Source organism: Pyrodictium brockii, from assembly GCF_055379715.1.
In genome coordinates, this window is record NZ_AP042401.1 from 765,462 (window position 1) to 789,039 (window position 23,578).

General features: G+C 65.8%; 22 protein-coding genes and 1 tRNA gene. 7 read left to right on the forward strand and 16 right to left on the reverse strand.

Annotated features, from left to right (window positions below; genetic code table 11):
* The first annotated feature begins 40 nt into the window (after positions 1-40).
* Positions 41-889, forward strand: coding sequence for a hypothetical protein (locus tag ACZ42Y_RS04155; protein WP_058371128.1), 849 nt, complete (start codon positions 41-43; stop codon positions 887-889).
* Here the strand turns inward: ACZ42Y_RS04155 and ACZ42Y_RS04160 are convergent.
* Positions 886-1,488 carry a hypothetical protein gene (locus tag ACZ42Y_RS04160; RefSeq protein WP_058371127.1) on the reverse strand — a complete coding sequence of 201 codons (603 nt, stop codon included), beginning with the start codon at positions 1,486-1,488 and terminating at the stop codon, positions 886-888. The genes ACZ42Y_RS04155 and ACZ42Y_RS04160 overlap by 4 nt on opposite strands.
* A gap of 140 nt (positions 1,489-1,628) precedes the next feature.
* Between ACZ42Y_RS04160 and ACZ42Y_RS04165 the strand changes: the two genes are divergently transcribed.
* The gene (locus ACZ42Y_RS04165; protein WP_058371126.1) at positions 1,629-3,272 is read left to right on the forward strand and encodes an ABC-ATPase domain-containing protein; all 1,644 of its coding nucleotides are present in this window, start codon (positions 1,629-1,631) and stop codon (positions 3,270-3,272) included.
* Positions 3,273-3,447: 175 nt separating this feature from the next.
* Here ACZ42Y_RS04165 and ACZ42Y_RS04170 read toward each other — a convergent pair whose 3' ends face one another.
* From ACZ42Y_RS04170 to ACZ42Y_RS04205, 8 genes are all read right to left on the reverse strand, one after another.
* On the reverse strand, positions 3,448-4,566 hold the full coding sequence (locus tag ACZ42Y_RS04170; protein ID WP_058371125.1) for a hypothetical protein: 1,119 nt from the start codon (positions 4,564-4,566) through the stop codon (positions 3,448-3,450).
* 777 nt (positions 4,567-5,343) lie between these two features.
* Positions 5,344-6,132, reverse strand: a complete 789-nt coding sequence (locus ACZ42Y_RS04175) for a hypothetical protein (RefSeq protein ID WP_464735757.1) — start codon at positions 6,130-6,132, stop codon at positions 5,344-5,346.
* Positions 6,133-6,283: 151 nt separating this feature from the next.
* Positions 6,284-7,144: a 7-cyano-7-deazaguanine synthase gene (locus ACZ42Y_RS04180; protein ID WP_083494553.1), complete on the reverse strand. Its 861-nt coding sequence runs from the start codon at positions 7,142-7,144 to the stop codon at positions 6,284-6,286.
* A 45-nt stretch (positions 7,145-7,189) separates the two neighbouring features.
* A complete protein-coding gene (locus tag ACZ42Y_RS04185; protein WP_058371123.1) occupies positions 7,190-7,915 on the reverse strand; it encodes a tRNA(His) guanylyltransferase Thg1 family protein in 726 nt (241 codons plus the stop codon).
* 32 nt (positions 7,916-7,947) lie between these two features.
* Positions 7,948-9,171, reverse strand: a complete 1,224-nt coding sequence (locus ACZ42Y_RS04190; protein ID WP_236698168.1) for a pyridoxal phosphate-dependent aminotransferase — start codon at positions 9,169-9,171, stop codon at positions 7,948-7,950.
* Positions 9,172-9,423: 252 nt separating this feature from the next.
* Positions 9,424-10,668, reverse strand: coding sequence for an NrfD/PsrC family molybdoenzyme membrane anchor subunit (gene nrfD / locus ACZ42Y_RS04195; protein WP_464735758.1), 1,245 nt, complete (start codon positions 10,666-10,668; stop codon positions 9,424-9,426).
* Positions 10,669-10,673: 5 nt separating this feature from the next.
* Positions 10,674-11,336: a 4Fe-4S dicluster domain-containing protein gene (locus tag ACZ42Y_RS04200; protein WP_058371121.1), complete on the reverse strand. Its 663-nt coding sequence runs from the start codon at positions 11,334-11,336 to the stop codon at positions 10,674-10,676.
* A gap of 22 nt (positions 11,337-11,358) precedes the next feature.
* Complete coding sequence (locus tag ACZ42Y_RS04205; RefSeq protein ID WP_464735759.1) at positions 11,359-13,902, reverse strand: molybdopterin-dependent oxidoreductase; 2,544 nt, start codon at positions 13,900-13,902, stop codon at positions 11,359-11,361.
* 174 nt (positions 13,903-14,076) lie between these two features.
* On the opposite strand from ACZ42Y_RS04205, the gene ACZ42Y_RS04210 reads away from it, so the two are divergent.
* Both ACZ42Y_RS04210 and ACZ42Y_RS04215 read left to right on the forward strand, forming a co-directional pair.
* Positions 14,077-14,526, forward strand: coding sequence for a hypothetical protein (locus tag ACZ42Y_RS04210; RefSeq protein WP_058371119.1), 450 nt, complete (start codon positions 14,077-14,079; stop codon positions 14,524-14,526).
* A gap of 42 nt (positions 14,527-14,568) precedes the next feature.
* Positions 14,569-14,645 (forward strand) — tRNA-Ala (locus ACZ42Y_RS04215).
* On the opposite strand, the gene ACZ42Y_RS04220 is transcribed toward ACZ42Y_RS04215, so the two are convergent.
* The 3 genes from ACZ42Y_RS04220 to ACZ42Y_RS04230 all read right to left on the reverse strand — a co-directional run bounded on the left by ACZ42Y_RS04220 (position 14,624) and on the right by ACZ42Y_RS04230 (position 17,107).
* Positions 14,624-15,139, reverse strand: coding sequence for a hypothetical protein (locus ACZ42Y_RS04220; protein WP_083494551.1), 516 nt, complete (start codon positions 15,137-15,139; stop codon positions 14,624-14,626). The genes ACZ42Y_RS04215 and ACZ42Y_RS04220 overlap by 22 nt on opposite strands.
* A gap of 224 nt (positions 15,140-15,363) precedes the next feature.
* Positions 15,364-16,089, reverse strand: coding sequence for an HAD-IC family P-type ATPase (locus ACZ42Y_RS04225; protein ID WP_464735783.1), 726 nt, complete (start codon positions 16,087-16,089; stop codon positions 15,364-15,366).
* 79 nt (positions 16,090-16,168) lie between these two features.
* Entirely contained in the window at positions 16,169-17,107 is a 939-nt protein-coding gene (locus tag ACZ42Y_RS04230) for an HAD-IC family P-type ATPase (RefSeq protein WP_083494549.1), read from the reverse strand.
* 118 nt (positions 17,108-17,225) lie between these two features.
* Here ACZ42Y_RS04230 and ACZ42Y_RS04235 point away from each other — a divergent pair, with 118 nt between their 5' ends.
* Together ACZ42Y_RS04235 and ACZ42Y_RS04240 are read left to right on the forward strand one after the other, a co-directional pair.
* Positions 17,226-17,330 (forward strand): CopG family ribbon-helix-helix protein, encoded by a 105-nt coding sequence (locus ACZ42Y_RS04235; RefSeq protein WP_168371324.1) that lies wholly within the window; start codon positions 17,226-17,228, stop codon positions 17,328-17,330.
* Complete coding sequence (locus ACZ42Y_RS04240) at positions 17,327-17,605, forward strand: hypothetical protein (protein WP_058371116.1); 279 nt, start codon at positions 17,327-17,329, stop codon at positions 17,603-17,605. Before ACZ42Y_RS04235 ends, ACZ42Y_RS04240 begins: the two co-directional genes overlap by 4 nt.
* On the opposite strand, the gene aroE is transcribed toward ACZ42Y_RS04240, so the two are convergent.
* Together aroE and ACZ42Y_RS04250 are read right to left on the reverse strand one after the other, a co-directional pair.
* Complete coding sequence (gene aroE, locus ACZ42Y_RS04245; RefSeq protein WP_058371115.1) at positions 17,602-18,453, reverse strand: shikimate dehydrogenase; 852 nt, start codon at positions 18,451-18,453, stop codon at positions 17,602-17,604. The two genes, ACZ42Y_RS04240 and aroE, sit on opposite strands and share 4 nt — an antisense overlap.
* Before the next feature lie 162 nt (positions 18,454-18,615).
* Positions 18,616-20,772 (reverse strand): coiled-coil domain-containing protein, encoded by a 2,157-nt coding sequence (locus tag ACZ42Y_RS04250; protein WP_464735760.1) that lies wholly within the window; start codon positions 20,770-20,772, stop codon positions 18,616-18,618.
* Between the two features lie 216 nt (positions 20,773-20,988).
* On the opposite strand from ACZ42Y_RS04250, the gene ACZ42Y_RS04255 reads away from it, so the two are divergent.
* The gene (locus ACZ42Y_RS04255) at positions 20,989-22,197 is read left to right on the forward strand and encodes a helix-turn-helix transcriptional regulator (RefSeq protein ID WP_058371113.1); all 1,209 of its coding nucleotides are present in this window, start codon (positions 20,989-20,991) and stop codon (positions 22,195-22,197) included.
* Here ACZ42Y_RS04255 and ACZ42Y_RS04260 read toward each other — a convergent pair.
* Both ACZ42Y_RS04260 and ACZ42Y_RS04265 read right to left on the reverse strand, forming a co-directional pair.
* Complete coding sequence (locus ACZ42Y_RS04260) at positions 22,194-22,970, reverse strand: beta/alpha barrel domain-containing protein (protein ID WP_464735761.1); 777 nt, start codon at positions 22,968-22,970, stop codon at positions 22,194-22,196. The two genes, ACZ42Y_RS04255 and ACZ42Y_RS04260, sit on opposite strands and share 4 nt — an antisense overlap.
* Positions 22,971-23,004: 34 nt before the next feature.
* Positions 23,005-23,571 (reverse strand): anthranilate synthase component II, encoded by a 567-nt coding sequence (locus tag ACZ42Y_RS04265; protein ID WP_058371111.1) that lies wholly within the window; start codon positions 23,569-23,571, stop codon positions 23,005-23,007.
* Between the last annotated feature and the right edge of the window lie 7 nt (positions 23,572-23,578).

Below are 23,578 nucleotides of genomic sequence, written 5' to 3' on the forward strand. Positions count from 1 at the left end.
CGCTTAGGGGTAGGCGGGACCTCACCGAGGCTCCTCGGCTATGTTCGTCTCGAGAGGGAGGACCAGGGGATTCATACAGCTCGGGCCCAGCACGCTGAGGGAAGCCATCGCGGAGGCCCTCGGCGGGCTCGGGAAAGAGGGGCTGAGGCTCGTCTACTACACGCCAGAGGGGCTCCAGGTCTACCTGGAGGCCTCGCCTAGCCTGCTGGCGTGCATAGCCGCCGCCCCGGGCGGCGCCGTGGCCGCTGGAGAGGAGTGCCTAGAGCTCCTGGCCAGGCGCGCGGATGATAGGCGGGGCGTGGTGGAGATTATAGAGCTGACCGAGCACCAGGTGGCAGTGGATGCCGAGGAGAGGCCGGAGGCCGTCGTGCCCGGGGGCCTGGAGAGGCTCCGGGCCGTTCTCGCGGGGGTCGGGCGTGGAGAGGGGGCCGGCGGCCCCCAGCCCGCCCCCGGGGAGGCCGCCGCGCGGCCGGCGGAGCAGGAGGCGGGGCCCGCGGCAGGCCCCGGGGAGGCCGTGGAGGCTGCGGGGGAGGAGGACCTAGAGGAGCTCATGGAGATGCTGCGTGTAAGGGGGCTGAGGCTCTCGGACACGTTCAATGTCCTCGCTCTTGCAGCGCTCTCCTCCAGGGGGAGGGCGGTGGAGGTAAGGGCGGGGGATAAGCCCTGCATGGATATCGTTGACGACGCGCTGGCCCTCCACACGAGGGTCGCCGTGGTGTGCAGGGGCGGTGGGGGCACCCTCTACGTCTACGCCGACCCGGGCGCCGGGAGGCTCGAGGCATACTACATGGATGACGGCGGTGGGGCCCTCCTCGGGGCCGAGGCGCTCCGGAGAGCGGGCAGGCTGGTGCCGAGGGAGGTTAGGGTCTACGTGGAGGCCGGGGGCTAGGGGAGCTGGAACTCTATCCTCTCATAGCCCCCGGTGCGGCCGCCGCGCCGGCCGTAGATCGCCAGCGTGCTCTCCCCGACAATGTCCCAGTCCTCGCTCCCCGGGCCCATGTCGACCGAGAGTACCCTGGAGCCCGGCGGGAAGACCCAGTAGGCCTCGTAGCTGTACTCTATCTCCTCGGGCTCGTACCTGTTCTCGTAGACGTTCCGGCCCCTCCGGAGCGGGGCCCGGAACCGGAGGGCGAAGACTATGAAGACCCTGCTCCTGCTCCCCCGGAACCCTATATCAACCATCTCCACCCTCGGCCTCACCCTCTCCCCGTTGACCACGACCTCCTCCTGGTCCACCAGCTCCTGCATGTTGTAGTAGAGCTTGGTGGTCTCCTCCTCGTAGAGCCTCTCGTCCCTCAGCACGGCGTCGTAGTAGCCGAGGGGGTCTATGTAGTCGAAGACGAGGTAGTAGGCTATGTAGCGGTAGCCCACGTAGAAGAAGCCCTGGCCGTGCACCGGCTGGACCTGCTCGCTAGCCTGGCTGAGAAACTCGCTGCTCGCGCCGGGGCCCCGGCGGCCTCCCCTCCCCCCTCTCCCCCTGCCTGGCACCCCCGCGGCGCCTCCGGGGTGCTGCGGGCGCGTAGACCCGCTATGAGGCTTTGCCGCGCAGCCGGCGGGCCCCCGGGGCCCTGGGGGAGATGGAGCCTTAGCCGCCCGGGGGGGCCTCGGGGCCCCGGCGTGGGTGAGCATTGGCTGCCAGGGGCGCTAGCATCAGCCGCGTGCTCCGCGTGATAGACGGGCGGGGCTACAAGGCGTATAGGGAGCTCAGGGGCGCCGAGGAGAGGGTCCGGGGCCTCCTCATCCGCGTCGTGAGGGTGCAGGGGGACCCCTTCGCGCCGCCGAGCGTTGTGAGGATAGAGGCCAGGCCGGGGCTGCCCCGGTGGGCGCTCGAGCACCCGGTGGCGGCCGCTGACTACATCTACCGGAGGCTCCACCAGGCGCTCCGCCGCTACTCAGCGAGGCTCGGCGAGGGCCACAGTGGGCTCCTCGCGGTGCCTCGGCCCGGGCCGGTGATGCTGCGGAGGAGCGGCGCTGAGCTGGGGAGGGATGGGCTGGTCCTCCGCGTCTGGGCGGGGCTGCCCAGCAGGAGGCGCCGGGTCCTCGGCGACGCGGCCGAGGAGCTTCTCCTGGAGAGGCTGCCCCGCGCCGTAGAGGAGGCGCTGAGGGTGGACATGGAGGGGCTGAGACGCCACGTGGAGGCGTGGAGACTGCAGGAGGAGATACGCTCCAGGCTCCCCGGCATGGGGCTCGTCTCCTTCGTGGGGGATGGGAGCATCCTGCCCAGGCGCTGCGGGGGCTGCGAGGACCCACTCCCCGGCGCTGTGCCCTTCGAGTCGCCGCCGAGCCTCCGGGTGGAGATCGAGACCAGCCTGGGGCCGGTGACGGGTATGGGCGTCCGCAGGGGTGTCACGGTGATAGCGGGGACGGCCTTCCACGGGAAGACGACGCTGCTGGAGGCTATACAGAGCGGCATCTACAACCACGTGCCCGGCGACGGCAGGGAGAGGGTTGTGACGATAAGGGAGGCCGTCAAGGTCCGAGCGGAGGACGGGAGGAGCGTGGAGTGCGTGGACATATCGAGCTTCATCCACAGCCTCCCCGGCGGCAGGGACACGGGCTGCTTCACCACTCGGGACGCGAGCGGGGCTACAAGCATGGCGGCCGCGGTGCAGGAGGCTGTGGAGGCGGGGGCCAGGCTCATACTCGTAGACGAGGACACCTCGGCGACGAACCTGCTCTTCTACGACGAGCGCGCCGAGCCCCTGATACGGAGGAAGACGGTCACCACGATAGCCGAGCAGGCCGCCTCCATGGCCGAGAAGGGGGTCTCCCTGGTGATAGTCTCTAGCGGCTCCCTCCCCCTCATAGCCTCCGCCGACACGGTAATAGTCATGGAGGACTACCGGGCCCGCGACGCGACCAGCGAGGCCAGGAGGCTAGCCGTAGGGAGGAGAAGCTACGCCGCCTACAGGCCCCCGGCCAGGAGGCTGCTGGCCGAGACGCCGAGGCTGGAGAAGCCGAGGCTGCGGGGCTCCTGGCTCGTAGCCCGGGGGCTCGAGGAGCCCCTGGACCTCGAGTCCAACGAGCAGCTGGTGGAGGAGGGGCAGCTCCACCTCCTAGTAGCGCTCGCCGGGAGGCTGGACATGTTCAGGGGCAAGCTGATGAAGGAGGTGGCGGAGAGCGTTGACGACGCGCTGCGGGAGGGCTTCGGGAGGCTCCTGGGCGGCGAGCCCGGGCCAGGCTACTCGGAGGTAAGGGGCCTCGACCTTGTCCACATGGTTAACAGGATACCTGGGATAGGGGTGAGGCAGGAGAGGCGGGGAAAGCCTTAAGAGGGCCCTGGGAGCGGCGGCCTGCGTCAAAATAGTGGGGTGTCGACGAGGGCGCGCGGAGGACCCGGGGGTCTGGAGGGGAGAGTCCTCCGGGCTCCCACCCGCTCCTCTCCTATCCGGTGTCCCGTCTGCTATATTCCTAGTGGTCCTGGGGTGGGCGCGTAACGCGTAAAGCCTAGCGGGGCAGGGGGCGCTGGGGCTGCAGCAGCCCCAGCCGGAGCCTCTTCTCGCCATCAGCCTCCTCCACCTCGACAAGGGCCAGACCGTGAGCCATGAGGGGCGCCAGAGCGTCCATAGTCTCGCCCACACCGGCCTCGAGGCCGTCCAGGCGCAGGACATCGCCGTCCAGCGCGGCCGTGGCCTCGAGCCAGTGTAGGCCGGCGGGGAGGCAGGGGGGCTCCACGGGGCAGCCCAGCCTGGGGAGGCAGTTGAGCCTCCGGGCGGCGCGGCCGGCGAGGACCTGGAGCAGCTCCCGGCGCTCCGCGGGGCAGGCCTCCAGGCTCTGGAGCGCAGCGTCCACTAGGTCGCTTATGGGGCTGGGGAGGGTGTAGAAGGGCTCCAGCTCCCGGAGCCCGAGGAGCCTCGCGCCCGCGTAGACTAGGCAGCGGTAGCGGTGGAGGGGGGAGCTCTCCCGGGCGCGGAGCAGCCTCCTACGAGGGTCCCCCTGGGGCCCGGGGAGCTCCGCGTGCTCCTCGAGGCCGAGGTCCTCCAGCCCCCCGGCGCCGAGGCTCTCGAGCAGCGCCCCCGTCACCGTGGCGGAGGCGCTGTAGAGGACCAGGGCCTCGCGGCTGTAGGGCGGCATGCCGCGGATCAGGGCTGTGAGGAGGCGGTGCAGCGCCTCGGGGGCCCACATGGGGTCCCCGGTGTCGAGCTGGCCCGGCTCCGGGGGCGTGGCTCCCAGGCTCTCGAGCAGCGCCCGGGCAGCGTCGGCGACCGCCTCGATCGCCGCGAGGGGCTTGGTCTTGGAGGAGGCTACCCGGATCCCCCAGCCGGCCAGCCGGAGGGGGAGGCCGTCGCGCAGCCGGGCGGCTAGCCTCTCGGGCTGCGCGACGTACACGCCTACCACGTCGCGGTAGAAGCGGGCGAGGCTCCGCGGGGGGTACCTCTGCTCCCTGTGGATGGATGCCTGGAACCCGCCGAGCAGCATCTCCGCTGCAGGGCCGAGGTCGACTAGCTCGGAGAGATCCCTACCCTCTACGGTCGCCAGGAGCCTGCGCCTCGCCTCTAGGAACCCGGCGGCCTCTCGGTAGACGGCGGCGGCGTAGTCCTCCAGGAAGCCCCTGAGCCCGGGCAACCAGCTGCCCCCGGGCGTGAGGAAGGCGGCCCCCGTAATGCTAGTTACCGCCCGCAAAGCGGGCACGGGTACCGGGGCCCCGAGGGCTTAGGCTCGAGGCCGCCCTCCAGGCGCTAGGAGCCGGCAGGCGGAGCTAGCCATAGGGGCCTGCACGGGGCGCCGCCGGCGGAGGTGGAGAAGCTCCCCAGCCTCGCCGGGCTGGTCGCGCCGATCCACTGCAGCGGCAGCGCGGCGAGCTACATCGCCAGGAGGCGCCCGGGCCGCTACATGGGGGCGGCCGCGGGCACAGTGATGGAGGTCTGGGATCAGGGGTCAGCCACACTAGGGCTCCCCACCCGGAGCGGGGGTCGGCATTGCTACCCCTCATCACGCGCTGGGGCCGGGGAGAGGGGCCGCCTCAGCGGCGGCGGGCCCGCGCACCGGCCCCCGGGGGACGCGGAGGAGGGCCTCGCAATCTGCCCCGGGCAGGGGCTGCACGTTGATCCCGGTGCCTCACCGGCGGCCCCCTGGAGGCACGCTGGGAGAAGCCCTTGGCCCGGGGGCGAGATTGATTCCCCCGGGGCGTTATTACACCCTAGGCCCCGTGGGGCTGTGAGGAGGTGCTTTTCGCCCGAAGAGGGCTGGAGGGTGTGGACCGCTTGCCGCTCCGAGCCCCCAATGGCCGGCAGGGGGTGATGAGCCCACCCTTGCCGCTATCCCGGGGGTCTCCCGGGGCGTGGCGGAGCCCCTCTAGGGGCTGCCCGGGCTGCATGTCTCTCGCCGCTGACCCCCTAGGGCCTAGGGCGGTATAGTGTTCGCCATCTCCTCCCGGAGCTGCTTAACCACCCTGTGGCGTATCCAGGGTGGTTCTGCGGGAACTAGGCTGTCCACCTTGTCCGCGATCTGCGGGTCGAGCCTTATAGCGCCAGATACTACGAGCCTCGTGAAGGCCTTAGTAGCTGTGTAGGCGGTGTAGAGGCGGCTGGCGCCCCGGCTGGCCGCTTGGGCGAGCTCCCTCAGTATACGGTAGACCGTCTTCACCTCCCCCTTGCTGTGGGGCCTCAGATAGGCCGTGGAGCGGCTCTTGCCGGCTATACTGTAGAGCCACTCCATTATCCTTGCCGGGACCGCCACGTAGACCCTGCCGCCGGAGCTGAAGGCGGCGGGGAGCGCGTTCCAGGCCGCGCGGTGGATGTGGGCGAGCAGGCTCCCCTGTATATGCTCGCCCTGAGCCGTGGAGCCGAGCTGCATGACCTGCAGGCCCGCCCCCCGCCGATAGGTGTAGAGGACCGTCACGCTCCCCGCGCCCACCGCTGCTCCCGCAGCCTGGAGCCACTCGGCCACGAGGCCGGCCTCCTCGGGCCGGAGCACTCTGCGGCTGTGGAAGAGGGCTATCTCGCGGAAGAGGAGGAAGAGGGGAAGAGCGATTACGCCGACCACAGCCCCCGTGACTATGGCCAGGCCTAGGGGGGAGCCTCCAACCAGTATAAGGGCGGCGGCCGCCGCGGCTACGCCCACCGCCCCGAGATCGGGCCGGGGAGGGAGCAGCGTGGGCGTAGCAGGGTCTGACCTCTTTTTAGCTTCCACCCTCCCAAGGCACCCCCGCCGTGGCGCCCCAGGGCCCTGCCCAGCCAAGAGTTCCCAAGGGCCCTGGGCATGTATCCATAAATATTACCACGGGTACATCCCAATAAGTCCTACCCCCAGCCCGCCGGCCAGGGGTCCCGGCGCCGGTGGTCTAGGCGCTCCGGGGCTCGGCTAGCCTCCTGCAGCTCCTGTGGACGTAGGCGTCGCCGACCCGTACGAACTCGCTGGGGTCGCCGGGCGGGGTCTCGTAGAGGGTGCAGTCCGGCAGCCCAGCCTCGAGGAACGCGCTGTGCCTGCTCCTGCAGCTCTCGCAGCGGCCGCAGTGGTAGCGGCCGGAGAGGTAGCAGCTCCAGGTCTCGTAGATCAGGTCGCCTACGAGGCTGTAGGTCCTCTTGAGGCCCTCGGCCTTGGTTAGGCCCTCGCGGCTTGGGCTCCAGATCTCGAGCCTCCTCTCTCCCCGGAAGTGGCAGATGCGGAGCGCTGTCTGCAGTGCCTCCAGGCACTCGGGGCTGCAGTCGGGGTAGAGGGGCTCCCAGGTGTCGCTCCTCGGCGCTATGTCGTTGTAGTGGGCGCCGTAGACCACGTAGACGCTCTCGCCCGGGTGCTGCTGGGCCAGGCTGTAGGCGTAGGCGCTCGCTATGCTGAGCATCACCACGTTCCTTATGGGCACCACCACCGTGGGCTGGTACCTCTCCTCCACCGCAATGCTCTCGTCCGTGAGCTGGCTCCCCCTCCACAGCTCGGCCATGAAGCTCATATCCACTATCCTGTGCTCCACCACCCTGCCCCAGCCCTTCCTGGACTCGGCTAGCCGGTTCGCCTCCTCTATGAGGCGCTTAGCCACCTCGAGCTCCTTGCTCCCCTTCTGCCCGTAGTTGAAGCTGAGCGCGTGCACGCTGCAGCCCCTGGCGAGCCACTGGACCATGTAGCCGAAGCTGTCCGGGCCACCGCTCACAATAGCCACGACGCGGCAGGGCTTTCTCACGACGGGCTCCACGCCCCGCAGGGCCAAGAGCAGGCACCTCCCCCGAGGGGTCCAGCCGAGGAGCCCCCGGGGCTATAGCTCCTCGCCGGCCCCGAGGGCCTCCAGGCAGGCCTCCAGCCCGCCGTCTAGTATCAGCAGCCTCCTCCTCTCCGCCACCACGCCGGGCGGCTCGACGAGCCTCCGGGACGGGGCGTAGACCAGGCAGCTGCCGACGAGCCTCCAGGCGGGCTCCTCCAGGGGGTCGCGGCCCCTGCGGCGTAGCTCGCCTATCATCTCCCGCAGCCCCGGCGTGCGGCCGGCCCCTCTGGGCGACGCCGCGTGGTAGATGCTGGAGACGTAGTTGTTGAGCCCCACCCGGGCCCGGTGGAGCAGGTAGCGGGCCGCGTCGCGGCCGGAATAGAGCTTCACCACCCTAGCGTCGAGGAAGAGGGGCCTCCCCAGGCTGAGCGAAACCCCTGCAGAGACCACTCCGGAGGAGATGCTCACGAGCTTCTCCACCCTGCCAGAGTAGGGCGGCTCCCCGGTGAACACTAGGCTCGCCTCATCGCTCACCACCAGGGCGCAGCAGCCGCCGAGGAGCCGGAGCGCCTCCGCCACCGCCCTGGCCAGGGCCCGGTGAACCCTCTCGTCCCTAGGCCACCCGAAGCCCTGGAGCCTCCTCCCCCAGCCAACCCCGTCGAGCCGCAGGGCGAAGGGGGGCTCCACCCGCTCCCCCTGGAAGATCTCCCTGGCCTTGTACTCCTCCTCGAGCGCGGCGGGGTTTAGGCGGAGGAGCCTCTCGAGGAGGCCCCGGTCCACGCCTGGGGCCACCCTTCCCGGGAGAAGGGGGGCTAGCGGCGGCCCCTCTCGGCCAGGAGCTTCTCGACCTCCTCCCTTATCCTGCCCACGCCCTCCCGGATCTTCTCCACGCTGACCGCGTAGCTCAGCCTTATGAAGCCCTCGCCCGCCTTCTCGGGGAACACTGTGCCCGGCAGCGTCACAACCCCGCGGCTGTAGAGGAGGTGGTCGACGAACTCCTCGGTGCTCATGCCTATCTCCTCGAGCACCTTGGCAACCCTGGGGAAGATGTAGAACGCTCCACGGGGCACCGGGACCTCGAAGCCGGGGACGCGGCGCAGCTCCTCAACCACCGCGTCGCGGCGGCGGCGGAACTCCTCGACCATCCTCCTGACCGGCTCCCAGGGGCCGCGGAGCGCTGCGACGCCGGCGCGCTGGCTTATGCTCGGAGCGCAGCTGTACACGTTCACCGCCAGCCTCTTCAGCCTCTCTATCACCGGCCTGGCCGCTGCCAGGTAGCCGAGCCGCCACCCCGTCATGGAGAAGGTCTTGGAGTGCCCGTTCACGTATAGCACGTTGTCCTTCCAGCCGCTGTAGGTTAGTATGCTCCTGAAGCCTCCCTCGTAGACGAAGTTGTCGTATATCTCGTCAGCCAGGACTACCAGGTTATGCCTCCTAGCTATCTCGAGCACCGCCTCAACCTGCTCTGGGGGGAAGACCTCGCCCGTCGGGTTATGCGGGTTCGTGAGCACTATCATCTTGGTGCGGCTCGTCACAGCCTCCTCTATGGCCTCCACGTCCAGCTCGAAGCCCCTCTCCTGGCCCTTCCAGCGGAGCGGCACAAAGACCGGCCTCGCGCCCATGGCGCGGGCGGCCTCGGGGTAGGCGGGGTAGCTAGGCTCCGGCACCACCACCTCGTCCCCGGGGCCGAGGTACGCGGCTATGGCGAGGAATATCGCGGTCTTAGCGCCCGTGGTGACGAGCACCTCGTCCGGGCCAACCTCGGCCTGGTACCTCGAGTTGAGATAGTCCGCTATGGCCTCCCGGAGCTCGGGTATGCCCACGGTCTCCGTGTACCCGGTGAACCTCTCATCCAGAGCCCTCTTAGCCTCCTCGATTATATGGTCGAATGTGGGGATGTCGGGCTGCCCAACCCCGAAGCTTATAACCTTGACGCCGCGGCTGGCGAGCTCACGCGCCTTGGCTATATAGGCGAAGCCTGCCTCCCCCCGGAGGCCCTGGATAACGGGCCTCATAAGCCTCTCAACCGCGGACACGGCGGAGAACACCCCCGCGCCGGGCTGGAAGCCGGCACGCCCAGGGGTTGAAAGAAGTCGCGTACGCCAAGGAAGGAGGGGTCGCGGCTAAGGGCGTCCCTCCCCATGCCCCCGGGAGGGTCGGCTGTTAAGGCCCCGCTCATCCCCCGGAAGGGCCCTGGGAGTGGCTGGGAGAAGGGAGCCCTCTTTCTAGGCACTGCGGGCCCCGGGGAGGCCGGGGGAAAAGCCGGGGGCGGGGGCTCTATAGCTGCGCTACCTGAACACGAGTATCCGGCGCGGCTTCTCGCCGGGCTCCACCGCTAACAGCCGCAGCCCCGCCACGTAGAAGAGGAGCCAGAGGCCGAAGCCGCCGACGAAGGCCGCCGCCTCCACGCTGTTTGACAGCAGCTCGTGGAGCGCCTCGGACTCGAAGCCGCCGCCCAGAGCGGCTGCGGCTAGCCCATGGTAGCCTGGCAGGGCCTCAAGCCGGGCCACCTGGCCTGCCGCCACCAGCGAGTGGAGCATGAGGAAGCCGCCGACTATTGCTAGCACCGAGCCCGTGAACATGGCGGCTCTGCTCCTTCTAGCGCCAGCGTAGAGCCCCAGCGCTATCGGAGCAGCGACGGCGAAGGCCACGCTGAGCCAGAAGAGCCATGCCACGCTGCCCCCGACGAGCATGGAGGCCGCCTGCCTGGATAGCCCCCAGCCCTCGTACTGCTGTACTAGCGTCCAGGCCGCCAGGAAGCCTACAGCCACCGCCATGCCGGCGAGCTCCTTGGAGACCCCGTGGATACAGCACTCGCGCCACTTCTCCCTCGGGAGCGCCGTGAGCTTAACCGCTATCTCCCCTATCCCTATCCCAGTCCAGGCGGCGCCTAGCAGGAAGGCCAGCGCTATGTTGAGCACCCCCAGCGGGGCCGCGAACCAGCCCGGCACCGCCAGGTTCTGGCCGAAGGCCATGGCCAGGTTGTACTCAAGGATTAGGCTCGCCAGCAGCCCTCCTATTAGCAGCGCGCGGCCCCCCAGCCCCGTGAGCGCCCCCTCTCCACGGGCTATGGCGTAGACCAGCGCTGCCACCAGGAACACGGCATAGATTATGTAGAGTATACCGTTCCATGCTATCCTCGACGAGGGGTTGAATCCAAGGTATATCCAGGAGGCGTGCATTACGTGGGTAAGGTCTGCGAATACCAGCACTATGCCGGGTATTAGTAGGGCTAGTGAGAGCCAGAGGGTCTTACGCGCCAGCGGCAGCGCCTCCCTCTCACAGTAGACCGCAAGCCTTATCGCGAGGGCGTCGAACACCCCGCCGCTGGATATCGCGAAGAACACGTAGCCTGTAACCATTATCCCCCAGGGCACTAGTGCGTGCAGCGGAGACGCTTTGCTCAGTGTCTGGTAAGCATATATCCCATAGAGCATTAGTAGCGTCAACGCCGCGCCCACGCCTAGGAGCGTATAGCCGGCTGCGCCGAGCCTCCCCCTGGCGATTGCCGGCCCAGCCCTCTCCTCGACCATGGTGCTCACCTCCTACGGGGTACGGCCGGGACCCTCTGGGGAGGTATGAAGAAGAGCTTGGGCCTGGTGCCCAGCTCCGGTGCCAGCGTCACAGCCTTACCGCTCCTAACTAGCCTCGCCACCTCGCTATCAGGGTCGTCCAGGTCGCCGAAGACCCTGGCGTTGAAGGCGCAGGCTTCGACGCAGGCTGGTACCCAGTTGCTAGAGCCCTCTCCCCCACGGTGTATGCAGAACGTGCACTTATCGGGATAGCCTACTGCGAGCGCCTCCCTGCTCGCCGGAACCCAGCCGGTGAGCACCCTGCCGCGATACACTGTTCTAGCGCCGTAGGGACAGGCTATAACGCAGGCTCTACAGCCTATGCACTTCCTGTGGTCCAGCATCACCACACCGTTCTTGGTTATGTAGGTGGCTCCGGTGGGGCATGCGATGGCGCAGGGGGCGTTCTCGCAGTGCATACACTGTATGAAGTAGGTGGTCTTGTATAGTGGCTCGCCCTCGACAGGCATCTCGACGGGCTTGGTGCGCGCATAGAAGATGCTATTACCCTCGGGCAGTTCGAGGCCCTCGCCACTCTGCCTCATAACGTTCTCGCGTATACATGCTATGACGCAGGCCTGGCACTGGACACAGCGGTTAAGGTCTATAACCATAGCCATGCGGGCCATCGTATACCACCTCCCTCACGGGCTAGAGCTTCTCAACCCTCACAACAAAATCGTGCTGGGCGGCCCTGTAGCCCTCCTCAGGCACAACGCTCACCATGGGGTCTCCCAGGAAGTTGTTGTTCACGCCATAGCCTCCACCGTCTCCGAATAGCTTGACCGTGAGAGTGCCGCTGGAAGTCTCAACCACAACCTTATTGGGTACAACCCTTTCGTCAAGAGCTGTGGCATGGGGTGCTGCTAGAACCATGGGGTGCACCTTCTCGGTGACTATGACCCTAGCTGTTACCTCACCGTTGGGGCCCACCAGCCTCACCAGGTCGCCATCCCTGAGCCCGAGCCTCCTGGCCCTTGAGGGGTGCATCTGGACGCCGTAGTGCCTCCTCCACTTGAGCGAGTCACTCACCAGTCTGGCGAACCTCATGAAGTTGTTTATCGCTGTCAACGGATCCTGGAACTCGACCACCACGAACTCGTTATCGGCAAGGCCGCCCTTCCTCATCCAGAGGGGCGGTACCCAGCAGGGCAGCGGGTTGAGCGGCGACTCCTTACCTATGTAGCTCCTGTACTTGGCAAGCCACTCTACGTTCACCAGCTCGAGCTCGCCCGTGGTTGTGGGGAGCGGCTTGCCGCCCCAGGGGTGGTATTTGGGCTTGGTCCAGAGCAGGGCGTAGCCTTTCCTCCTCAGCTCGGCATAGTTTATGCCAGCCTCCTCAGCCTGCTTCCTCTTGACTGCTATGGGGTCCACCGAGGCACCGGGGGGCAGCTTGCCGAGCCTCTTCGCAATCTCTACAAGTATCCACCAGGTGGGCCTAGCGTCCACGCCTCTCGGCGGGTCCAGGGCCTTCTGCGGGTCCACCACTACGCTTACATAGCTCTTCTTAGCATAGTTTAGCGTTATCGGCTCGTACTCGAAGAAGAATGGTACCGGCAGCACCAGGTCTGCATACATCGTTGTCTCGTTGAACACTGTGTCGAGTACTACTATGAACTCCACGCGGTTCTCGTCCTTAAGCGCTTCAGCCAGCTTACGGCCCCCTAGGACGTGGCTTACGAAGTTCTCTAGGTGTATGAAGAGCACGCCTATCGGATACGGCTTGCCCTCGATAATCGACCTTGCCACGAGCATGCTCCAGCAGCCAGGGCGGATGTTCTCCACGCCCTGGCTGGCCCAGTACCCCGGTATCGAGGTGCCCCTTGGCTTCGTCTTGGCTATGCCCAGTATGTCTATTGGGGACTTGAAGTGGGGCTTCCCAGCCGGGTAGGCTATGCCGCCCTTCGCCCCTAGGCTGCCGAGCATTATGTTTATGAGCATATTCACCCTGTTCAGCATGCCCTCGTTGTAGTAGCGGGTACCCTTGTAGCCGTGGTCTATGAAGGCCTTGGGCGCTGCATCGGCGAGCTCGTGGGCTAGCCTGCGTATAGCGTTGGCCGGGACGCCAGTTATCTTCTCGGCCCACTCGGGCGTATAGTTCTTGACGGCGTCGCGTATGGCTAGGAGCACGGTCTTAACGGGGCGGCCCTGGTAGGTGCCCTCGTACTCCAGGGCTGGGCTCAGGGCCTCAGTCTTCAGCCTGAACTTCCCGTCAGCCTCGTCGTAGACTAGGTAGGTCTTCTTGCCCTTCATCAGCGGGTTAGGGGCGAGCTTCACGGGCTCCATGGTGTCCGCGTAGACCAGCATTGGAGCGTTAGTCCACTTGACAAGGTAGTCCTTGCTGTAGAGCCTCTCGCTGAGTATGATGTTGAGCAGGGCGAGGCTCACCGCGAGGTCGGTGCCCGGGGGTATTATGTAGTACTCGTCGGCTAGCTCGGTCAGACGGCTCTCACGGACATCGAACACCACCAGCTTCATCTTGTTGGCGCGGCCCTCGGTGAACATCTTGGTCCACGCCGAGGCCACTATGCCCCCGGCCGGGTTGCGGCCCATGAAGACGGCGAGCTTAGCATTGGCATAGTCCGGCATGAAGGCCGCGGGGCCCTTATAGGCGCCGAAGATGGGTTTACGGCCTATATCGCAGCCGGCATGGCAGGTGTCGCAGTGCTGGGTAGTGTTCGGGGTGCCCAGCACGCTCTCGAAGAATGAGCGTACCAGGCCGCCTTCAAAGCCCTGGTGGCTGAGCACCACGATGCGCCATGGCTCATCGAGGTACTTCTTCAGCTTCTCGGCGAGTATGTTGAGGGCCTCCTCCCAGCTTATCTCCCTAAACCTGCCCTCGCCCCTTGCTCCTACACGGAGTAGGGGCCTACGGATGCGCTGGGGCAGGAAGCGCAGCTCCGGGATGGCCTGGGGCCTGCCGCAGGCTGCGAAGTACCGGTCGTACTCAGGGTCGGTGTTGTACACGACCTTCGCTACTACCTGCTCGCCACCCACCTCTGCCACGTATATCCTGATGGGGCACCTCTGCCCGCAGATAATGCAGGCAGTGTTGGCCACGCGTATCGAGGTCGGTGCTGCAGAGCTGCCGGCTCTCGCCCGGGGAAGCCTCCTTCTCGGGATAGAGAGTGGGAGCGCTGAAGAAGCTGCAGCGACGGCGGCGAGTTTGAGCGCCTCGCGGCGCGTTATCCTCAACCGATACCCACCCTGGTCCAGTGTTCCACCAATACCTGTACATGGTTGAACATTAATAAAATTACTTATATTAATTACCTTAATTATCAAGAAAATATCATGTGACTGGCCTGCAGCACTTATCCTAAGGCCGGCTGCGGTGCAGCCGGCGGCCGGGCCGGAGGGCCTAAAGGCATGAGAGAGGGCGGGAAGCTGGCAAGGCTTCTCGAGAAGGCGCTCAAGCCCATTGTAGAGGCTCTCGGCATAGACATAAATGACGTGGAGAACCTCGAGATAGACCCGTACGGGCCCAGGGTGGTGCTGGAGGCGCGGCCCCGGAGGGGGAGAACCCGCAGCGTGTTCCTCGACGCCAGCCCGGATGGGGTGGAGCTCGTAGCCTCCCTCGAGGCGCCTAGGGGCCTGGACCCCAGGGAGCTGGAGGAGAGGCTAGCCGAGCTGCTGGAGGAGTCGCCGGAGACCCAGGGCGTGGAGGAGTACGACGTGGACTACGACCCCGAGGCCGGCGAGGCGAGGATAACGCTCCACGCGCGCCTTGTAGCCGAGCTGCCCGGCGTAGGGGAGCTGGAGAGGCTCCTAGAGGAGGCGCTGGGGGGCCTGCAGACTGGGGGCCGAACCGCTAAATAGCCCCTAGGCGAGGGGCCGTAAGATACTACCATGGAGGAGGGTGGGCCGGTAGCTCAGCCTGGAAGAGCGCTCGGCTTGCACCCGAGAGGTCCCGGGTTCAAATCCCGGCCGGTCCACCACCCCCGCCGCTGCCGCCGGCTGCGCGCCTCCTCACGTCCTCTATCTCCCGGAGCACCTTCTCCTTCTCCTCCCTGGGGGCGGGGAGAGCCTTTACAAGCCTCTCCAGCTCCTCGAGCTGGAACGATATGAAACGGAGCACGCTCTTGGTGGCCGCTCCTGCCGCCTTGGGGGGTAGGGCTACCAGGAGGCTGAGGGCCTCACTGGTAGCCGTTGACAGTGCCTCTAGGAGCCTGGAGAAAGCCGGGGTCCGGGCCTGCTCCAGCCTGCTGTGAAGGTACTGGCTGGCCAGCTTCTCGGCCTGGTCCGGGGGTACTCCGTTCTCGACCAGCTCCCGGTAGAATCTAGCTACCTCCTTGCCCAGACTGGACTCGTCCGGCTTCTGCAGCCCGGCGGTGTAGGCTGCTAATTTCCTCACGCGATCCAGCACCGCCGCTATCGACTCCAGGAGGCTGCGTAACTCCTCGCGGCCCTCCTGCCCACTGGTGGGTGCCAAGAGCCTCGCCCCGGGTACCATACTGACCATACTGCTAACGCTTGATTATAAATTGTTGCGGACATACTCTTCCCGTTGTCTTGTGGTATTACTAGTATTACCTAGCGGGCGGCTCCCTAGCCTTCCCAGCAGCGAGCTTAGCCTTCCTCCCTTCCTCCAGGCAAAGCCCGCGGCGAGGCTGACAGAGGCCGCGGCAACGAGTGTGACCCCATCATCGCCGAGGACTAGCACTGGGGGGGAGGGAGATGACGCCCGCTAAGCCCGCCACAATTACTGCCAGCTTTAGCAGCGTGGCGGCTGCAAGCCCAGTGTAGAGGGAGGCCAGATAAGTCCTGGATCCGCGGAGCAGGTCTGGCAGGCCCCGGAGCCCCCCGGGTGGATACAGCGTCGGCGCTTCTAGCCACCAGCGCTATACGCGCCATGGCGACGCCGACATCGCTGGCGGCTAGCATGGGGATGTCGTTGACCCCGTCCCCGGCTACTAGGACAGGGCCCTCCCGCCGGAGATTTTCAACCAGCCTCTTCTTCTCATGAGGCCGTAGGCCCCCGTAGTAGTCTATGCCGAGCCTCTCGGCGATCATTCTCACCGATGAGCTCGAGTCGCCGCTGGCAACCACGACTCTAAGCCCCATGTTTTTCAGCGTCTCCACCACCCGCTCTGCCCCGGGGTCCAGCTCTTCTTCCAGGCAGAACGAGGCCACGTAGGCGCCGTCCACTGCAGCATAGACTACGGGCCCTTCGCAAGGGTTGCCGGGCGGCAGGCCGCCGGCGTGCTCCTCGACAAGGCTCCTACTACCCAGGACCACTAGATGCCCCTCAACCCTGGCTACCACGCCCTTGCCAGGGATCTCGTTGACCTCCTCCACCTCTGCAATCTCATTGCTCAGCCTAGCCACCGCCTCGGCTGCGGGGTGGAGGCTGGCCCTTGCAGCCGAGGCTATGAGGCGTATCGTCTCCCGGCTGGATCCCGGCCCTCATAGTGTATGCGAGCCACGCGAAGGCTGCCGAGGGTGATTGTGCCGGTCTTGTCTAGCACAACCGTCCTGGCCCGGGAGGCGTTCTCGAGGCTCTGGGGCTCCTCACCACCACGCCTCGACGTGCCAGCTGGCCCAGGACTAGCATGTAGGTGTAGCTCGACACCACTATGTAGGCGCTCGGGCAGCCAGCCAGGAGGAAGACTAGGCTTCTCTCCGGGCCAAGTATTGCTGATGCAGCCGCGTAGGAGGCTAGGAGCAGGCCTATGTACCAGGGGGCGATGCGCTCTATGAGGCGCTGGTGCCTCGTCTTCTTCTCCAGCGTCTCCAGGGCCTCGCGCACCAGTAGCTGGATTGCACTCTCCCTAGCAGGCTTTACAGCCCTGACCCCCACAGCCATACCGCCTATATTCATGTAGCCGCTCTCTACCGGGTCGCCTCTCGTCAGCCTCCTCGGCTCGTGCTCCCCGGTGACCATAGATGTATCAAAAACCGCCTCCTCGCTTAGCAGCATGGAGTCGAGAGGCACCATGCCCCCATGCGGGACTATGATCACGTCGCCAGGCTTCACCTCGTCAATGTGAACCTTCTCTACGTTGCCGCGGCGGACCAGGGCGGTGCGCGGCAGAAGCTCCCGGAGGCTCGTAAGCCTCCTCTCTGCAGCCTCCTCCGCAGCATCCTCCAGTATCTCCGACGCAGCGTACAGCGTGGCCACAAGCGCTGCCTCAGAGGTAAGACCGTATTTCAACATCACTAGGACGGAGAGCCCCATCAAGAGGTCTACAGTAACCCTGCCCCTTGCCAACATGACAGTGAACCTTGCCAACAATCCAGCTGCAACCGCTGCAAGGATGAACCAGGCCAGCTGGTCTAGCCCTAGCAGGCTGAGCGATAGTACTAGAAGCCCGAGGATAAGCAGCGCCAGCCACCAACCGTCATGCAGGAATCCACAGCACTTCACACCACTCATCACTGCAGGGCTACAAAACACCATTCATATAATAATTCTTCTTGTTAAACTAGACATGAACATATTATGTAGAATTTATTAGGTCGGCAATCGCGTTACTAGTATACCGCGCCACAGCCGAGGATGAATGAGCATGCCCGTAGTGAGCATATCCATTCCCGAAAACCTGCTCAAGAAGATAGACATGTACGCTGAGAGGCTCGGATTTACTGGAAGATCCGAATACGTGAGGCGGCTAGGAGGATGATAGAACAGTTTGAGGCATCTAATAGCCTCGAGGGGAAGAGGGCATGGATAATAGCAACCGTTGTATGCCACGAGGAGACTTCAGCCGAGCGCAGAGTGATAGGGGTGATCCACCGCTACCTTCACCTGGTCCGATCGTTCCACCACCAGCTTCTCGACGAGAAGCACTGCATCAATATAGCCGTGGCTGCTGCATCGGCCACTGAGCTGAGGCCCCTCATGGAGGAGCTGAGGAGGATCCGGGGAGTGGAGAGGGTGATGCTCCTCCCGGTCTAGCTGCTCGCCAGCGCCTCCAGCGCGGCCTTTCTGGCTGTCTCGTAGAGCTCCCGGGTGGGCTCTATGCCTAGCCATATTCTGTCCGCGTGGAGGGCCTGCCAGACGAGCATGCAGAGCCCGTCAACGGTCCTGGCCCCGCGCTCCCTCGCCGCCCGGAGCAGCCGGGTCTCCAGAGGCCGGTAAACCATGTCGAAGACTAGCTGGCCCTCGCGGAGCCCCTCCAGCACGGGCGGGGCCTGGTCAGGGCAGCAGGCCAGGCTGCCCAGCGGGGTTGCGTTCACCACTGTGTCCGCGTGGGCTGCGGGCACCGCCGCCTCCTCCAGGGGGGTGGGGGTGGCGTCTAGGCCGAGGCGGCCGGCCCACCCTGCGAGCCTCCTAGCCCTCTCTGCCCCCCTGTTAGCTATGTAGACCTTCTCCGCGCCTAGCCGGTAGAGCGCATAGACGGCTGCCCTAGCCGCGCCACCCGCGCCTATGACCAGTGCTACTCGCGGCCGGCTGCCCCTGAGGCACTCGGCCACGCCGAGGTAGTCGGTGTTGTAGCCTACTAGCTCCCCGTCCTCGTTCCTCACCGTGTTCACGGCCCCTATCTCCGCGGCCTCGGCCTCCACGCGGTCGAGGAGGCTGAGGACGGCCTCCTTGAGGGGTGTGGTTACGTTGAAGCCGTGGGCGAGGCTTCTCAGCGCCTCCAGCCTCTCCTCCAGCCTCTCCAGCGGAGTCTCCCAGGCCAGGTAGACAGCGTCTACACCCGCTCGGCGGTAGACCTCGCAGTGTATGGCGGGGCTCAGGCTATGGGAGACTGGGCTGCCTATAAGCCCGTAGAGCCTGGTCGAGGGGCTACAGCGCCTCAAGACGTGGAAGCCTCCTCCGAGGGGCCCGGGGCTGTACTACTGCGGGAGATCCTGGAGCCGGGCCTCCTAGTGTGCGTGGGCCGCCGAGGAAGAGGGGTGGGAGGAGAGGGAAAAACGTAGCCCCATGGGCCGGATGCGTCTTAGCGACGGCCTCTCTCCGGGTTACCCGTGGCCGCCCCTGCCGCGGCCTCCATGCTCGCCATGCTCGCCGTGGCCCCTCTGCCCGCCGCCCCCATGCTCGCCATGCTTCAGCTTCTCCTCGAGCATCTTCAGTGTGTGCTCAACCTTCTCCAGCATGTTCTTAGCTACGTTTATGAGGGCCTTGGCCGGCTGTGTCTGCCCCTTCTTAGCCAGCTCCTTAGCCTGTAGCAGGAGCGCTACAGCGCTCTGGAGCATCGAAGAGGCCCTGTGGACCAGGGCGGCGGCTGCCGGGTTGGCGCTGGTCTCGTTCCGGAGCTGGGCTAGCTCCTGGCCCAGCTCCTTGGCCTCGCCGAGCAGCTCGTCGATATCCTCGGTTATGTTGCCGGTCACATTCGCCTCGCCGGGCTTTATCCAGCCGCCGTGCTTCTCATGCTCGTGAGGGAGGCGGGGTATCGGCGGCCGGAAGCCCTTGCCGAGGCTGGCTAGCCACGAGGCTACTCTGACATCATTGAGAGCCTGCCCTATCTTTACCAGGGCCTTCTGGTAGAGCTGGAAGGCGGCAGCCGTGCTGCCCTCCGCCAGCTTCTCCTGGGCTTCCTTGGCCAGGTCTATGGCCTCTTCCAGCTTCTCTCTTGCCTCCTCCAGCTTCTCCATAGCCTTCTCCTTTATCTTGGTGTTGTTTATCCCCTGGACGGCCTCCATGGTCTTGTTTATAGCCCTACTCGCCTCCGCTATCCTCTCCTGCACTGCCCTCTGCAGCCTCTCCAGCGCCTTGGAGAGGCCTGGCGGGGCAGCGTGCTTGGCCGGGCCCTGCTTGCCGACGCCCAGGTGGCCGTGGAGGCGGCCACCGAGCGCTATGGCTATGTTGGCCCTTGCCAGGTAGATGCCCGCCTTGGCCACGAGGCTGGACGCCATCCCCAGGTCCTTTGCCGCTATAGGTATCTCGCCCTTCTCGAGCGCCGCCCTGGACTCGTTTATGAGGCGTGATGCCTTCGCCAACGCGTCCTTAGCTGCCTTCACCAGCTCCTGCACAATGGTGTTGTTGGTAGCGTTCTCTAGGAGGCTGGCCTCCTCCATGAGTATGCTTATCTTTGTCTCGAGCTTCTCTATCCTGGCCTGGAAGGCTGCGGCAACCGCACCCTTTATAACAGCGGTAGCGTTTGCGGTGGCGTTGCCGCCTGCCGCTATGCTAGCCGCCAGCGCTACATGGCCCACCGTCTCGTTGGCATCCTCGAGCCTCTCGAGGGCCTCCTCAAGGGCTTCACCGACTTCTGTCTCGTTGGCTGCGCGCAGCCTCTTCGACAGCGTCTTCACTAGGTGGAGGGATTTGGCGAAGCTCTTGTTGAGCCTGGCCAGGTAATCCTGGAGGCTCGTGGCATTGCCAGCCTCGGCTGCCTCGACCAGCTGCGCTATGGTGGCGTTGTCTATAGTGGTGGCCATCATGAATATCTTCGCCGCCTCTATCCGGGCCACCACGCTCGACATTATACTGGTTAAGTTCTCCCGGGTGTAGTTGCCACTGAGCGCCATGCTGCGGAGCTGCTGGGCCAGGGCAGCGAGCTGGGTGTCGTTGAGCTGCCTCGCGAGCTGCTCCACGGTATGGGATATGCGTAGCAGTAGGTGTCGCTGCATCTGCCTCTGTATCCTCTCCCTAGCCTCTTCGGCCGCGTGGAGGTTGGCCTCCACCATCTTCTTGGCCAGCGCCCGGTAGGCTGAGGCCACCTTCTGGAGCAGCTCAGCGGCCTGCTGACTGGTCATGTTGCCGAGGGTTCTGGGCAGGTTGAGCGCCTCCTTCAGCGTCTCAGCGGTCTCTAGCGAGACGTTCAGGGCGGCCGCTATCTCTGCAGGGGTGGCGTTGAGCAGGCCCATCCTGGCCAGGGTGCTGCGTATCATAGCGCTGTAGGCTAGCAGCAGGGCGCGCACCGCGCCGGGGCTAAGCTGCGCGCCGGCGGTGGTGTTCGTAGCGGCTGCCGTGGTGTTGCCGCTGGTGCTTGCCGTTGCAGCCACGTTACTATTAGTGGTATTGGTTGTAGTGGTATTGGTGTTGTTTCCTGCTGGGCCGTTCTCCGCCAGGGCGACCGGGGCTAGCAGCGGTGATGGAGTGGCTGCTAGCAGTAGGGCCAGTACGCTCAGCGCGGCTGCTCCTAGGAGCCCGGTTCTATGGGCGCGTGCCTGCATCCGCCTCACCCTGTCCGCCTGGGTCCCCTGGTGTCCTCGGGTCCTCATAAGGGGGATGCTGGAACGTGTGCGGGAAACTGTTGTCCCGTAAGCGGTGGAACAAACCAGTTGTTCCTGGGAGTACCCGCTCCGGGGAGAGGGCCGCAAGAAGCTAATACCCGCGCCGCATCATGACAGCTATGAGCCGCCTAGAGTCTCATGGAGGGAGGAGAAGCGATGAGCCGGGTGTTGCTCTGCATAGCGCTGCCGGCGGCCATGCTGCTGCTCGCCTTCTCCGCCGCCGCGCACGCGGAGCTCTCCAAGACGCCAGTGGTCACTATACGGGACGACGGGACCGTCGTGGTGGAGATATGGGGCACCGCGGAGCCGGGGATGAACGAGTACCCTGCCCCGGTACCAGCGATACCCGCCACGATAGAGGCTAGGCTCGGCGGGAGCCTCGTCTCCGCTATCTACAGCGGCGGCAAGATCTACGTGGCCGCCTCGGGGAGGGGGAGCGTGTACATAGACTACCTGGGCAACGTCACCGAGCAGAATGGTGTGCTCCAGTTCCTGGTGAACTACACCGGCCTGGTGGAGCTGAGGGTCAGCCCGGGCGTAGTGCTGCTCAGCCTCCCCGAGGGCCTGGTGAACGCCACAACAGTGAACAACACGGTGGTGCTGTACCTGAGGGGCCCCGCCACCATCCGGTACGTGCTCGCGCCCCAGACGCCGCCGACCGCCACGGCAAAGACTAAGACCGGGGCCGCTGCGACTACAAGTACCCCCGCGTCAAAGACTTCAAAGACTACCGCTACCACCTTCACTACTACCACTACTACTACCAAGGCTGCTGCTAAGCCTGGAGGCACAACTACAACAACAAGAACAAGTGTAACAAGGGCGACTAAAGCCACGAGTACCACAACAGCCAGCACGACAGCTAGGACGGCAACTGCAACAAGCACCACTACCCCGGCAGCGCCCGTAGCCCCTGCAACTACGTCGACTGCTCTAGCGACCACGCGGCTCTCCACAACCATGAGGCCGGCGACAACCACCGGGAGGCCTTCGAGCCCACCGCCCGCCGCTGGCTCTAAGGGGCCCAGCACCGCGCTGATAGGAGGAGTTGCAGCTGTGCTGGTGGTAGCCGTGGCTGCCGGCCTGGCTCTCGCCCGCCGTGGGGGAGTTTTTGGCGGCGGGGGCGGCGTCCCCTCTAACGCCGCGGCCCCCATATCATCCACAGGCCTGGATGAGGTGGACCTGCTTATCCTCAGTAAGCTGGAGGAGCATGGGGGCTCTGTGCTCCAGAGCCAGCTGCTCCGGGAGACCGGGATTCCGAAGACCACGCTCTGGAGGCACGTCCGGAGGCTCGCAGCGATGGGGTACATAAGGATAGTTAAGGAGGGGAAGGCTAACAGGCTGATACTCCTAAAGAAGCCCTAGCTCCTGGAGCCCCGGAGCCTATCCCGGAGCCCCGCCAGCCCCCCTGGGCTCTTCATGGCCCATGTGCCTATGAGGAGCGCGTCAGCGCCCGCCCGGGCGAGCTCCAGGGCCTTCCCGGGGCTGTCTATGCTGCTCTCCGCCACTAGGAGAGCCCTGCTCGGCTTCCTCTCGGCGGCCCGGGCGATCTCCTCTAGGAGCCTCCGGTAGCTGATCTCCAGCGTCTCCAGGTTCCTCGCGTTTATCCCCACCAGGGCCTCGGGGTAGCTATTCATCGCCTCCACCGCCGGGCCCGCGCTCGTGGTCTCTATTAGGGCTTCCAGGCCGAGGCTCCTCGCCTCCTGGTAGAGCGCGTCCAGCCGCCTCCACCCCAGCATGTCCAGTATCAGGAGGGCCGCCGAGGCCCCGTGGCGGCGGTACAGCTGGAGCTGCTCGGCGGTGGAGGCGAAGTCCTTAGCCAGCACGGGGCGGTGGCGGGCGAAGAAGGCCACCAGCTCGGGGCTGCCGCAGAACCAGTAGGGCTCCACCAGCACCGAGTAGGCGTCTGCCACGCTTAGCGTGGCCTCCAGGTACTCCCAGGGGGTGCGCCAGGCCACGAAGCCCCCGGGGCTGCACCGCTTGTACTCTATCAGCAGCCCGGGCCTCCCCTCGGAGAGGGCCTTCTCCACCGCGCCGCGGAGGCTGCCGGGCCGCGGTGGAGAGCCCAGCAGCCTGGAGCGCTCCAGGCTCCTCCCGAGAGCCTCCCCCAGGAAGCCTCCAGGACGCCCCTCCCCCAAGGCCGCCCCTGCCTCCTTCCCTGCACCGGCGCCTCTACCACGGGTCGTCGAGGAAGTTGCGGAGCAGCCTGGGGCCGTGGGGGGTTGCTATGCTCTCCGGGTGGAACTGGACCCCGTGGACTGGGTGCTCCCGGTGCCGGACCCCCATTACCTCGCCGTCGCTCCTGCTCCTTGCCGTGACCTCCAGCACTGGGGGGATCTCGTCCAGCACGAGGCTGTGGTACCTGGCGGCGGTGAACACCCTGGGCACCCCGCGGTAGAGGCTGCCGCCGTAGTGCTCTATCTCGTCCGTCTTCCCGTGCATTATCCTCCGGGCGCGCCTCACCTTGGCGCCGTAGGCTACGCCCACCACCTGGTGGCCTAGGCAGACGCCTAGCACCGGGATCCTGGGGCCGAGCCTCTTCACGGCCTCCACGGACACGCCTACATCGCGGGCGGAGAGGGGGCTGCCGGGGCCCGGCGAGACTATTATCCTGTCCGGGTTTATCCTCTCTATCCCCGACACGGTTATCTCGTCGTTCCTCACGACTATGCTCCTGGCCCCGAGCTCCGCGAGCACGTTCACAAGGTTGTAGACGAAGCTGTCGTAGTTGTCTATTATGAGGACT

Excerpts from the sequence above, each read along its gene's own strand:
- ACZ42Y_RS04155 (WP_058371128.1), top strand. The coding sequence starts at position 41 with ATGTTCGTCTCGAGAGGGAGGACCAGGGGATTCATACAGCTCGGGCCC.
- nrfD (WP_464735758.1), bottom strand. The coding sequence starts at position 10,668 with ATGGTCGAGGAGAGGGCTGGGCCGGCAATCGCCAGGGGGAGGCTCGGC.
- ACZ42Y_RS04200 (WP_058371121.1), bottom strand. The coding sequence starts at position 11,336 with ATGGCCCGCATGGCTATGGTTATAGACCTTAACCGCTGTGTCCAGTGC.
- ACZ42Y_RS04210 (WP_058371119.1), top strand. The coding sequence starts at position 14,077 with ATGAGAGAGGGCGGGAAGCTGGCAAGGCTTCTCGAGAAGGCGCTCAAG.
- ACZ42Y_RS04230 (WP_083494549.1), bottom strand. The coding sequence starts at position 17,107 with ATGGTGTTTTGTAGCCCTGCAGTGATGAGTGGTGTGAAGTGCTGTGGA.
- ACZ42Y_RS04240 (WP_058371116.1), top strand. The coding sequence starts at position 17,327 with ATGATAGAACAGTTTGAGGCATCTAATAGCCTCGAGGGGAAGAGGGCA.
- ACZ42Y_RS04250 (WP_464735760.1), bottom strand. The coding sequence starts at position 20,772 with ATGCAGGCACGCGCCCATAGAACCGGGCTCCTAGGAGCAGCCGCGCTG.
- ACZ42Y_RS04255 (WP_058371113.1), top strand. The coding sequence starts at position 20,989 with ATGAGCCGGGTGTTGCTCTGCATAGCGCTGCCGGCGGCCATGCTGCTG.